We start from the raw sequence: 12,219 nt of genomic DNA on the forward strand, positions 1-12,219 counted from the left end.
CGTTCTAGAATTGGCGCCGCGTTGTGTCAGACGACGACTTATCAGCGCGCTAATGTAGCACACATCGTCGACATTCATCAGACACAGGATCGGCCCCTCCTCACTCATGAGTTTTAACGTTGCTAAAGGTTCACTACTGCTGAGCTTGGCCCTTCAAGGAATCGCGATTTCATCACCTGCTCGAGCAGAAGAACCGTCGCTGTCCTGGTATCCACGGGCATTATTGAGCGAGGAGCAGCAAACGCAGCTGCCGTCTTTTTGCCGCGGCATGTACCTCGCACCACAATTACCTCGCGTGGCCGGAGAGCAGATTGAGCTGGAGGCCGATAGCTCGACCTCCGACGCTTCTGGTGGTGTGTATTTTCGCGGTGACGTGGTATTTCGTCGCCAGGATCAGCGCCTAAGCGCCGATGAAGCGGATTGGTTTCGCGGTCTCAATGAAGGCGAGTTTCGCGGCAACGTGCATTTCGTCAGTGACGACCTGGTGTTAGAAGGTGAGCGGGCGTCGCTCACCCAAACCGATGGTTTGCGCCAAACCGACATCAACCAAGCGTCCTACTCCCTGCCCAGTCAGCATTTGCGTGGCAGTGCCGACACCATCCGCTTGCAGACCGACGGCACATTGCAGCTGCAGCAAGCCAGCTTTACCTACTGTGAACCCGGCAGCAATGATTGGGATATTCGCGCCGCTAGCATGACGCTGGATCAAGCGTCCGGCATGGGCAGCGCTTGGCATACGCGGCTGCAGCTGGCCGGTGTACCTGTGTTTTATTTGCCCTATTACCGCTTTCCGATCGACGACCGTCGCATGAGCGGCTTTCTCAATCCGGAGTTCAGCCTCAATGAAGATCTGCAGGCGGAAGAGATTCGCTTGCCTTTCTACTTGAACTTAGCGCCCAACCTAGACGCCACCATTACCCCGCATCACATCTTGGATCGTGGGCTGCTGTGGGAAAGCCAGCTGCGCCACAAAACCCAGGCGCTGGGCGACGGCGAGCTGAATTACGCCTACTTAAACCAAGACGCCAGTGAAGATCGCGAGCGCTGGGGCATCAATTACCGTCAAAACGGTACCTTCGCCGACCATTGGCGCCACAGCTGGGTGTACAACAATGTCAGCGATGGCGACTATTTAAAAGACATGAACCCAGGCGGTGCCATTGATCGCACCACCCATTTACCGCGCCGTGGCGAGGTGGTCTACCAACACCAAGACCTGCACTTTTCGGTATTGGCAGAGAGTTTTCAGACACTCGATGACACCATACTGCTAAGTAACCGCCCTTACCGGCGCTTGCCACAGCTGCAGCTCAGCCATCAACCGATGCGCTTTAACGCTTGGCAGTGGCAAACGCGTGTGCAGTACACCCATTTCAACCGCGACGACGACGCCAACATTGCTGGCAGCCGGCAAACCCTGGAAGGTGAGGACGCTCTTAATGCTCGTCGCTGGGTTGCGGATACGGCATTGAGCTACCCACTGTATTGGCCTTTTGCCAGCATTGAGCCCAAAGCCGAATTGCGTTACCGCCATTATCGCTTCAGCGGTGCCGACAGCGAGTGGATGAATTCCGCGGCGGCACCAGAAGAGCAGCTGGGGTATGCCGTGGCACGTTACTCGCTGGATGCAGGGCTGTTTTTTGAGCGTCCGTTCGAGTGGTTTGGTCAGTCGCAATTGCAAACCTTAGAACCGCGTTTCTTGTGGGTAAAAAGCCCTTACCAGCGCGACCAACAACAGGTGCCCAATTTCGACAGCGCCAATACCACGGTATCCTACGCCAGCTTATTTAACGGCGATCGTTTCACCGGAGACGACCGTCTGGCCGATCTCGATCAGATCAGTGTCGGGGTCACCAGCCGTTGGTTGAATCAGCGTGGTGAAGAACGTTTACGCGCCAGCCTTGGGCGCATCCATTACCGCCAGGACCGACGCGTTCAGCTGGATAACAGCGACATCGATGACCTTGCGACGTCTAGCACCTTGGCCGAAATGGAGTGGACCCCGTGGCAGCCACTGCGGCTCTACGGCACGTTAGAGTGGGACCCGTATCATGACTTTGCCCGCCAGCAGCGCTACGGGCTTCGTTTCCGCGGCGATGGTAACCGCCTGTTCAATCTGGCATGGAACACCGAGCGCGATTATCACTCTGAGCATGAATACACGGTGACGCAGAGCCGACAGCTGGACGCCGGTGTGTTCTGGTCGGTGAATGACCGCTGGGCCTTGGTGGGCCGTGTGTTGCGCGACCTAAAAGACTATGACGACGACGAACTTAGGCCTGTAAACCCAGTGCTGGAAGCGCTGGCCGGTGTGGAATATCAAAACTGTTGCTGGCGCGTGCAGTTGCTGTATCGCGAAACATCGCCCAGCCGTGACGACTTCAGCAACGGCTTTAGCACCGACAAAGACTACAGCTTTATGCTCAACCTGCAGCTGAAAGGGTTAGGCTCATTCGGCAGCGGTACAGACGAGCTGTTACGTGACAGCATCCTTGGATACTCAAGACGACAATATCATGATTACTAAACGCGTGTTTCTGGGCCTGAGTGTGGCCCTGACTTTGATCACTGGCGCCGTTAGCGCCAAACCGCAACCACTGGACCGAGTGGTGGCGGTGGTCGACGAAGGCATTATTATGGACAGTGAGCTGGACCAGCGATTGGACATGCTCAAGCGGCAAAATGCCGGCGCCGCCATGCCACCGGATGCCGTGCTGCGCAAGCAAGTGCTCGATCGCATGATCGTTGAGAGCATTCAATTGCAAATGGCCGATCGTGCCGGCATTCGCATCAGTGATGCACAGTTGAACGATGCTCTGCAGCGCATCGCCGCACAGAACGGCATGACATTGCAGCAGTTCCGCCTTGCCATGGAGTCTGAGGGCACCGCCTTTGCTGCGGCACGCGCACAGATTCGCGATGAGATGCGTATCAGCCGCGTGCAGCGCTTTCAAGTCGGCGAGCGAGTGCAGATTTCTGAGCAAGACATCGACTACTTTCTTGCTTCCGAACTGGGGAAAATGTCGTCTGCGGCGGAGTATGAGCTCAGCCATATTCTGATTGCCGTACCAGAAGCAGCTTCACCTAGCGATATCCAAAGCGCTGAAGACAAAGCCAAGCAACTGGCCACACGATTGCGCGATGGCGCTGATTTCCGCCAATTGGCAATTGCTGAATCGGCCGGCCGCAATGCCCTGAACGGCGGCCAGTTGGGCTGGCGTAAAGAGGCGCAACTGCCGAGTATTTTTGCCGATGCGGTCCCGAAACTGAACATGGGCGACGTATCAGACCCAATTCGCTCCAGCAGCGGCTTTCACCTGGTCAAAGTCACCGACAAGCGCGGTGGCAGTACACGCATCATCAACCAGAGCAAAACACGTCATATCCTGATCTCCACCAATGAGTTACGTGACGCCCGCGATGCCGACATCTTGATTCACACCCTCTACGAGCGTGCCAAAGCCGGCGAAGACTTTGCCGCTCTGGCAAAAGAGTACAGTGATGATCCAGGCAGTGGCGCCACCGGTGGTGACTTAGGTTGGGTAAGCCCTGGCGACATGGTGCCGGAATTCAACCAGACCATGCTGGACATGCCGGTCGGCCAAATCAGTGCGCCGTTTCGCAGCCAATTTGGCTGGCATATTTTGCTGGTCGAAGAGCGCCGCGACACCGATGTTGGCGAGCAATTGCAGCGCCAGCAAGTGCGGCAAATGCTGTACGGTCGCCGCTTCGAAGAAGAGCTGCCGATCTGGTTGCGCAAAATACGCTCCGAAGCCTACGTCGACATTAAGGCGCTGTAATGACCGTGCGACTAGCCATCACCTGTGGCGAGCCCGCAGGCATCGGCCCAGATCTGATTATCCAACTGGCGCAGCAACAGCAGCACCAGCAGTGGGTCGTGATTGGTTGTCGTCGAACACTGCTGCAGCGCGCGCAACAGCTGGGGTTGCCACTCACCTTGCATGACTTTGATGCCACCCACACAGCTGCCACGCCCGCCGGTGAACTGACTCTCGTCGATGTCCCTACCCGCACCGAGGTGCAGCATGGGCAACTCGATGCCAACAACGCCGAGCACGTGCTGGCACTGCTGCGCATCGCCGCAGAGGGTTGTTTGCAAGGCCGCTGGCAAGGGGTGGTCACGGCACCGGTGCACAAGGGCATCATCAATCAAGCGGGCACCGAGTTTAGCGGCCATACCGAGTTCTTCCGCGATATCAGCGGCTGCGATGAAGTGGTGATGATGCTGGCAACGGAAGATTTACGCGTTGCTTTGGTAACCACTCACCTTCCGCTGCATCAGGTGGCAGATGCCATCACCGCCGAGCGCATTGAGCGTGTGACCACCATTTTGCATCACGATTTGCAGCGCTTCTTTGGCATTGCAGCGCCGCACATTCTGGTCGCTGGGTTAAACCCGCACGCCGGCGAAGACGGCCATCTTGGCCGTGAAGAAATCGATATCATCACGCCAGCGCTGCAGCGGCTGCGCGCTCAGGGGCTGAACCTGACCGGTCCACTGCCCGCTGACACCCTCTATACTCCCAAACACCTACAACACGCGGATGCGACACTGGCCATGTATCATGATCAAGGTTTGCCAGTGTTGAAATTCCACGGCTTCGGCAGGGCCGCCAACATCACATTGGGCCTACCTTTCGTACGCACCTCTGTGGATCATGGCACCGCTTTGGATTTGGCTGGCACAGGCAACGCCGACAGCGGCAGCCTGGCCACCGCCATCAACGTAGCCGCAACTATGGCGCAATAACGCATGTCGAAACACATACCCAAGGCCCATGGCCACAAAGCTCGCAAACGTTTCGGGCAAAACTTCCTGCATGATCAGCACGTCATCGATAAGATCATTCGTGCGATCCATCCAAAGGATGACGATCGCCTAGTGGAGATCGGGCCAGGCATCGGTGCCATCACCGAGCCATTGCTGGAAGCCACCGGGCGACTGGATGTGGTCGAGCTGGACCGCGACCTGATTCCCATTCTGCGCACTAAGTTTTTTAACTTTCCAGATTTCACCATTCATGAAGGTGACGCGCTGAAGTTCGATTTCAGCCAGATCGCAGGCCCACAGCAGGCGCTGAGAATTGTCGGTAACCTGCCGTACAACATCTCCACCCCGCTGATCTTTCATTTACTCAGCCATCATCAGCAAGTGCAGGACATGCACTTTATGCTGCAAAAGGAAGTGGTTGATCGCCTAGCGGCTGCACCTGGCAGCTCAGACTATGGCCGCTTGGGCATCATGGCGCAGTACTACTGCCGCGTGGAGCCGCTGTTTATTGTTGGCCCGGGGTCATTCAACCCGCCGCCAAAAGTTGACTCCGCCATTGTCCGTTTGGTGCCGCACCAAACGTTGCCGCACCCAGCGAAAGACGTCAAAATTCTCGAACAGGTGGTGCGCAGCGCCTTTAGCATGCGCCGTAAAACACTACGCAATACGCTGAAAACGCTGATCGACGCCGACCAGCTCAGCGCTCTGGGTATAGACCCGACGCTGCGCCCTGAGCGCATCACGTTGGAGCAATACGTTTGTATCGCCGATGCCATCAGCGCCAATGGAGATCACAATGAGCCATGAGAACCGTATTCTGGTCGATGTAGAAGCCGAATTCCTGGCCGATCAATCCGAGGAAGACGAGCAGCGCTACGTATTCGCCTACCACATCCGTATCACCAACGAAGGCGATCAAGCCGCCACTTTGCGCAGCCGTCATTGGTTCATCGCCAATGGCAATGCCGATGTGCAGGAAGTCAGTGGCGAAGGCGTTGTGGGCGAACAACCGACGATAGAACCGGGTGAAACCTACGAGTATTCCTCCGGCGCAGTGCTCAGCACCGAAGTCGGCAGCATGCGCGGCTATTACGTGATGGAAGCGGACGACGGCCAACAGTTTCATGCCACTGTTCCGGTATTCACCCTGGCCATGCCACACGCGCTGAACTGACCACCATGGCTACCTACGCCATTGGCGATATTCAAGGCTGCTACAGCGCGCTGCAACGCCTGTTAGATCTGATCCAATTTGACGATCAACAGGACCAGCTGTGGCTGGCCGGCGACTTGGTCAACCGCGGTCCTGACTCACTCGCGGTGTTGCGCTTTGCGCACCGTTATCGACACTGTGTCACCAGCGTATTGGGCAATCACGACCTGCACCTGCTCGCGGTGCGCTATGGCCCTCATACTGTCAAAGCCAAAGACACCTTGGATGAGGTCCTCAATGCCAGCGACGCCGACGAGCTGCTGACGTGGCTGCGCCACCAACCTTTGCTGCATTGTGAACAAAACTGGTGCATGAGCCATGCCGGGCTGCCCCCACAATGGTCGATCAGTAAGGCGCAGCAACTGGCAACAGAGGTACACAACTGCCTGCAGAGCGAACAAAGCAGCGATTTTTTTGCCGTGATGTACGGTAATAATCCGGCGCTGTGGCACGATGATTTGGAAGGGCTGCCGCGCATCCGAGCCATCGTCAATTACCTGACACGCATGCGCTTTATTAACCAGCTGGGCCAGCTCGACCTGACCAGCAAAGAAGGAGCAGGCGCTGCACCGTCAGGCTTTGCGCCCTGGTTTCGATATCCGCGTCAAAGCGCCGGAACACGCCTACTCTTTGGACATTGGGCGGCATTGGAAGGTCGTACCGATTGTCCGGACATTTACGCTCTCGACACAGGCTGTGTTTGGGGAGGGCAATTATCCGCATTGCGCTTGGACGACCAACAATGGTTCCGGGTCGATGCTCAGCCAACATAATGTCGGAGGCCATGATGGTCCAGTTTCAACACCTCAGCGCACAAGACGCGCGTCCTATGATCGAAAACCAGCAGGCTACCGTGGCCGACACACGTGACGTCATGAGTTACACCAGTGGCCATATATCCGGTGCTCAACCGCTGGACAACAGCAACCTCAGTGAATTCATCGCCAATACCGATAAAAGCAAACCGCTGATCGTGTGCTGCTACCACGGCAACTCCAGCCAAGGGGCCGCACAGTATCTTGCCAGTCAAGGGTTTGAGCAGGTGTATAGCCTCGATGGTGGTTACGAGCTGTGGAAAATCACCCACCCGGATCTGTGTGAGAGCAGCTGAGCTCATACTTTTTGCCTAGCCTTGAGTTGTAAAAAACCGGCTTTTATATGCCGGTTTTTTATTACCACCAATAAATGTCGGCACATTCAGTGCATGGGTTTGAAACGTGCCGAAACATTATTGCTGAACACACGTTACTCAGAAAAAGACTCATTAATTCATAAATTAACTGGTCGTGGGTAGCAAAACTGAACCATACTGAAGGACAGTAATCGAATATTTTATTGAGCTGTTATGTAAAAAAGCGACGTCATCGTTATCGAGAGAGGTGGATCATGAGCGTATTCAATCGCTATCAGGAGAGATACCAAGCCACGCAGGAAGAGGTAATGTCCCTCCAGCAGTATCTCGAACTGTGCAAACAGGACCCGTCGGTGTACGCCACCGCTGCCGAACGCATGTTAGCTGCGATCGGTGAACCGGAAGTCATCGACACCTCCAAAGATATACGACTCAGTCGCATCTTTATGAACAAGGTGATCAAACGCTACCCTGCCTTTTCCGAGTTCTACGGCATGGAAGAAGCGGTTGAGAACATCGTCTCTTACTATCGCCATGCCGCCCAAGGTTTAGAAGAACGCAAACAAATCCTTTACCTGCTTGGGCCAGTTGGTGGTGGTAAATCCTCATTGGCTGAACGACTGAAACAGCTGATGGAGAAAATCCCTTTTTATGCCATTAAAGGCTCGCCGGTCTTTGAATCTCCACTGGGGCTGTTTGACCCAGTCGAAGATGGTCAAATCTTGGAAGAAGATTACGGCATTCAGCGTCGCTACTTAGGGCGCGTCATGTCTCCTTGGGCGGTTAAACGACTGCATGAATTTGGTGGCGATATCAGCAAGTTTGAAGTGGTGAAGTTATACCCTTCTATTCTGGATCAAATTGGTGTTGCTAAAACCGAGCCAGGCGATGAAAACAACCAAGACATTTCCTCATTGGTGGGCAAAGTCGATATTCGAAAACTGGAAGACTACGCCCAAGATGACCCAGATGCCTATGCCTACTCGGGTGCCTTGTGCCGTGCCAACCAGGGATTAATGGAATTTGTGGAGATGTTCAAAGCTCCCATTAAAGTGCTACACCCACTGCTGACAGCAACGCAAGAAGGTAACTACAACGGTACCGAAGGCATGGGCGCCATGCCATTCGAAGGGATTATTCTTGCGCACTCCAACGAATCTGAGTGGCAGTCGTTCAAAAACAACAAAAACAATGAGGCTTTTTTAGACCGTGTTTACATCGTTAAGGTGCCTTATTGCGTCAGAGTGGACGAGGAAGTAAAAATCTACGAAAAACTTTTGACCAACAGCTCACTGGCAGAAGCCCACTGCGCGCCCGACACGCTGAGCATGCTGGCCAAGTTCACCGTCCTATCACGATTAAAAGTGCCAGAAAACTCCAGCATTTATTCTAAAATGCGCATTTACAATGGCGAAAACCTGAAAGACACCGACCCTAAAGCCAAATCGATCCAAGAGTATCGTGACAGCGCTGGTGTTGACGAGGGGATGAACGGTATATCGACGCGTTTTGCCTTTAAAATCCTATCGCGTGTGTTTAACTTCGATTCCACCGAGGTGGCCGCCAACCCTGTACATTTATTGTATGTACTCGAACAAGCCATCGATCAGGAACAGTTTCCAGAGGAAGTACACAACCGCTACTTGAACTTTATAAAAGAGTACCTAGCAACGGAATATGTGAACTTTATTGGCAAAGAAATCCAAACCGCCTACCTCGAGTCTTACGCCGAATACGGTCAAAATATTTTCGACCGCTACGTTACCTACGCAGACTTTTGGATTCAGGACCAAGAGTATCGCGACCCTGAAACCGGTGAAATGCTTGACCGTAGCGCCATCAATGAAGAGCTCGAAAAGATCGAGAAATCTGCTGGCATTAGTAACCCTAAAGACTTTCGCAATGAGATTGTGAACTTTGTGCTGCGCGCACGTGCCAACAACAATGGCCAGAATCCGTCCTGGCAGTCTTATGAAAAAATGCGTTCTGTGATTGAGAAGAAAATGTTCTCCAACACAGAAGATTTATTGCCTGTTATCTCTTTCTCGGCCAAGTCTTCTTCCGAAGATCAGAAGAAGCACGACGATTTCGTCGCTCGTATGACGGAGCGCGGGTACACCGAGAAACAGGTCCGGTTGCTGTCAGAGTGGTACTTACGTGTACGTAAGTCGCAATAACTCAGCAGCTTACAGACCTGAACTCAGGCGCAGCTAGTGGCTGCACCTTAAGGGGGAGTGGATGTCTTACATCATTGATCGTCGCCTGAATGGCAAAAATAAAAGCATGGTGAATCGACAGCGCTTTCTTAAGCGCTATCGCAGCCACATAAAAGGCGCCGTCGCCGACGCGGTCAACAAGCGTTCCATCACAGACATGGAGCGCGGGGAAAACATCAGTATTCCGACTCGCAGCATCAACGAGCCGATGATCACACATGGCCAGGGTGGCAAGCAGCACCGAGTTTTCCCGGGGAATAAGGAGTTCAACACCGGAGATGAACTGGAAAAGCCAAATCAAGGCGGCGGCTCTGGCAGTGGCAGTGGCAGTGGGCAAGCCAGCAATCAAGGCGAAGGCGAGGACGACTTCACCTTTTTCATCACCAAAGAGGAGTTCTTAAATTACCTGTTTGATGATCTTGAATTGCCCAACATGGTAAAAAAAACGCTCAGTCAGTCTAAGGAATTCAAGCCACTTAGAGCGGGGTTTGTGTCAGAGGGTACGCCCAATAACCTGGCCATTGTTCGCTCTCTGCGCAATGCCCACGCACGACGCATCGGAATGGGGGCAGGCAAACGGCGTAAACTGCGCCAATTGATGTCGGAGCGCGATGAGTTATCTGCGCAGAAAGATGTCGATCCTGCTCAACTCAAGCTGCTGGACGAGCAAATAGAAGATCTACAACGGCGTTTAAAGGCATTGCCTTTTATTGATGACTTGGATTTAAGGTACCGCAATCAAGTCAAGGTCCCTGTACCGAGTAGCAAAGCCGTCATGTTTTGCTTAATGGATGTGTCAGGGTCGATGACGCAAGATGTTAAGGACATCGCCAAACGCTTTTACATTCTGCTATACCTATTTCTAGAAAAGAATTACGACCACATCGAACTGGTGTTTATCCGCCATCACACCAGTGCCAAAGAAGTTGATGAGCAAGAATTTTTCTACTCGCGCGAAACAGGCGGCACCATCGTTTCCAGCGCACTCAAGCTGATGCAAAAAATCGTTGCCGATCGTTACAGCAGTAGCGAGTGGAATATATATGCCGCACAAGCGTCGGATGGTGATAACTGGGATGATGACTCACCGCTTTGCTCACAAATCCTACGCGACCAGTTATTGGAGGAAGTTCAGTACTTTGCCTATATAGAGATCACCCCCAATCACCATCAGGCACTGTGGGAGGCCTACCAGGGAATTCTCGAGCAATATGGTGATCAGTTCGCGATGGCACAGATTAAAGATGCGGGCGACATTTACCCTGTCTTCCGCCAGCTGTTCGCGCGCAAAGAGTATCAACAGGCCAGCTAAAGGAGAGCGTTATGAGTGACTACATCTCCACCGAGTCCGATTGGACTTTTGATTTGCTGGAGCAATACGATGCTGAGATTGCAAAAGCTGCGGCTCACTATGGTCTTGATACTTATCCAAACCAAATAGAAGTGATCAGCGCCGAGCAAATGATGGATGCCTACTCTTCTGTCGGCATGCCGATTGGCTATAACCACTGGTCGTATGGCAAACAATTTCTGACCACACAAAAGAACTACAAACGTGGGCAAATGGGCTTAGCCTACGAAATCGTGATCAACTCCAACCCCTGTATTGCCTATCTGATGGAGGAAAATACCCTCACTATGCAGGCATTGGTTATCGCTCACGCGTGTTATGGCCACAATTCCTTTTTTAAAGGCAACTACCTGTTTCGTACATGGACGGACGCCAGCTCAATCATTGACTATTTGTTGTTCGCAAAGCACTACGTTCGTAAATGCGAAGAGCGACATGGCCAAGAGGAAGTGGAACGTATTTTGGACGCGTGTCATGCCCTTCAAAATTACGGTGTCGACCGCTATCGCAGGCCAACACCGATTTCAGCGGCGGAAGAAAAATCACGCCAGCAAGAGCGAGAGTCGATTCTACAACAGCAAGTCAACGATCTGTGGCGTACCCTACCTCAGCGCACTAAAGGTGATGCTCCAGAGAGCCGACGTCGCTTTCCGGAGGAGCCGCAAGAAAACCTGCTGTATTTTATCGAGAAGAATGCTCCCTTACTCGAGCCCTGGCAGCGCGAGTTGATACGTATCGTTAGAAAGATTGCGCAATACTTTTATCCACAACGTCAGACTCAAGTCATGAACGAAGGTTGGGCGACGTTTTGGCACTATACGCTGCTCAATCATTTGTACGATCAGGGTAAGGTTAACGACGGTTTCATCATGGAGTTTCTGACTTCGCACACCAACGTGGTATTTCAGCCCGACTTTGATTCGCCCTACTTTAGCGGCATCAACCCCTACGCTCTGGGGTTCAATATGTTTCGCGATATTCAACGAATCTGTCAAAACCCAACCGACGAAGATCGTGACTGGTTCCCTGATATTGCTGGCAGCGACTGGTTAGAAACCTTGCACTTCGCTATGCGCAATTTCAAAGATGAAAGTTTCATTCAACAGTTCTTGTCGCCGCAGGTGATTCGCGACTTCCATCTCTTTAGCTTGTACGACGATGATGAAAAGTCTCACTACAAAGTTGAAGCCATTCATAACGATGCTGGCTACCGCACTGTGCGTGAAATGCTCGCCAGCCAATACGATTTATCTGTGCGTGAGCCGAATATTCAGGTCGTATCAGTGGATGTTCAGGGAGATCGCTCGATGACGCTGAAGCACACCATGAGCAACAACAAGCCATTGTCTGCCGATGTTCATGAGGTTTTAAAGCATCTGCATTATTTGTGGGGCTTTGATATTCATCTGGAAAGCTACCAGTCTGAGCGCATGATCAAACGCTACAGCTGCCCGGCCATGAGTGTGGATGATATTTAAAGGCTCTAACTAACCATCTAAAAAAACGGCCTCTGTT

The 12,219-nt window shown here is 53.0% G+C and carries 10 protein-coding genes; all 10 read left to right on the plus strand.

Annotated features, from left to right (window positions below; all coding sequences use genetic code 11):
- Window positions 1–106: 106 nt before the first annotated feature.
- Window positions 107–2,527: an LPS-assembly protein LptD gene (locus CHH28_RS01330; RefSeq protein ID WP_094058623.1), complete on the plus strand. Its 2,421-nt coding sequence runs from the start codon at window positions 107–109 to the stop codon at window positions 2,525–2,527.
- Window positions 2,517–3,800: a peptidylprolyl isomerase gene (locus CHH28_RS01335; RefSeq protein WP_094058624.1), complete on the plus strand. Its 1,284-nt coding sequence runs from the start codon at window positions 2,517–2,519 to the stop codon at window positions 3,798–3,800. The genes CHH28_RS01330 and CHH28_RS01335 overlap by 11 nt, the downstream gene beginning before the upstream one ends.
- The gene (pdxA, locus tag CHH28_RS01340) at window positions 3,800–4,771 is read left to right on the plus strand and encodes a 4-hydroxythreonine-4-phosphate dehydrogenase PdxA (RefSeq protein WP_094058625.1); all 972 of its coding nucleotides are present in this window, start codon (window positions 3,800–3,802) and stop codon (window positions 4,769–4,771) included. The genes CHH28_RS01335 and pdxA overlap by 1 nt, the downstream gene beginning before the upstream one ends.
- 3 nt (window positions 4,772–4,774) lie before the next feature.
- Window positions 4,775–5,599, plus strand: coding sequence for a 16S rRNA (adenine(1518)-N(6)/adenine(1519)-N(6))-dimethyltransferase RsmA (rsmA, locus tag CHH28_RS01345; protein ID WP_233243697.1), 825 nt, complete (start codon window positions 4,775–4,777; stop codon window positions 5,597–5,599).
- Complete coding sequence (gene apaG / locus CHH28_RS01350) at window positions 5,589–5,966, plus strand: Co2+/Mg2+ efflux protein ApaG (RefSeq protein WP_094058626.1); 378 nt, start codon at window positions 5,589–5,591, stop codon at window positions 5,964–5,966. Before rsmA ends, apaG begins: the two co-directional genes overlap by 11 nt.
- Before the next feature lie 5 nt (window positions 5,967–5,971).
- Window positions 5,972–6,778 carry a symmetrical bis(5'-nucleosyl)-tetraphosphatase gene (locus tag CHH28_RS01355; RefSeq protein WP_094058627.1) on the plus strand — a complete coding sequence of 269 codons (807 nt, stop codon included), beginning with the start codon at window positions 5,972–5,974 and terminating at the stop codon, window positions 6,776–6,778.
- An 11-nt stretch (window positions 6,779–6,789) separates the two neighbouring features.
- Window positions 6,790–7,116: a thiosulfate sulfurtransferase GlpE gene (glpE, locus tag CHH28_RS01360; protein WP_233243699.1), complete on the plus strand. Its 327-nt coding sequence runs from the start codon at window positions 6,790–6,792 to the stop codon at window positions 7,114–7,116.
- 275 nt (window positions 7,117–7,391) lie between these two features.
- Window positions 7,392–9,314, plus strand: a complete 1,923-nt coding sequence (locus CHH28_RS01365; protein ID WP_094058628.1) for a PrkA family serine protein kinase — start codon at window positions 7,392–7,394, stop codon at window positions 9,312–9,314.
- A gap of 61 nt (window positions 9,315–9,375) precedes the next feature.
- Window positions 9,376–10,665 (plus strand): YeaH/YhbH family protein, encoded by a 1,290-nt coding sequence (locus CHH28_RS01370; protein WP_094058629.1) that lies wholly within the window; start codon window positions 9,376–9,378, stop codon window positions 10,663–10,665.
- A gap of 11 nt (window positions 10,666–10,676) precedes the next feature.
- Window positions 10,677–12,182 (plus strand): SpoVR family protein, encoded by a 1,506-nt coding sequence (locus CHH28_RS01375; protein ID WP_094058630.1) that lies wholly within the window; start codon window positions 10,677–10,679, stop codon window positions 12,180–12,182.
- Window positions 12,183–12,219: the final 37 nt, after the last annotated feature.

The sequence above is a fragment of the Bacterioplanes sanyensis genome, from assembly GCF_002237535.1.
Classification (GTDB): domain Bacteria; phylum Pseudomonadota; class Gammaproteobacteria; order Pseudomonadales; family Oceanobacteraceae; genus Bacterioplanes; species Bacterioplanes sanyensis_A.

Coding starts and splice junctions, on each gene's coding strand:
- apaG (WP_094058626.1), top strand. CDS start 5,589: ATGAGCCATGAGAACCGTATTCTGGTCGATGTAGAAGCCGAATTCCTG.
- pdxA (WP_094058625.1), top strand. CDS start 3,800: ATGACCGTGCGACTAGCCATCACCTGTGGCGAGCCCGCAGGCATCGGC.
- CHH28_RS01370 (WP_094058629.1), top strand. CDS start 9,376: ATGTCTTACATCATTGATCGTCGCCTGAATGGCAAAAATAAAAGCATG.
- CHH28_RS01375 (WP_094058630.1), top strand. CDS start 10,677: ATGAGTGACTACATCTCCACCGAGTCCGATTGGACTTTTGATTTGCTG.
- CHH28_RS01330 (WP_094058623.1), top strand. CDS start 107: ATGAGTTTTAACGTTGCTAAAGGTTCACTACTGCTGAGCTTGGCCCTT.
- CHH28_RS01335 (WP_094058624.1), top strand. CDS start 2,517: ATGATTACTAAACGCGTGTTTCTGGGCCTGAGTGTGGCCCTGACTTTG.
- rsmA (WP_233243697.1), top strand. CDS start 4,775: ATGTCGAAACACATACCCAAGGCCCATGGCCACAAAGCTCGCAAACGT.
- glpE (WP_233243699.1), top strand. CDS start 6,790: ATGATGGTCCAGTTTCAACACCTCAGCGCACAAGACGCGCGTCCTATG.
- CHH28_RS01355 (WP_094058627.1), top strand. CDS start 5,972: ATGGCTACCTACGCCATTGGCGATATTCAAGGCTGCTACAGCGCGCTG.
- CHH28_RS01365 (WP_094058628.1), top strand. CDS start 7,392: ATGAGCGTATTCAATCGCTATCAGGAGAGATACCAAGCCACGCAGGAA.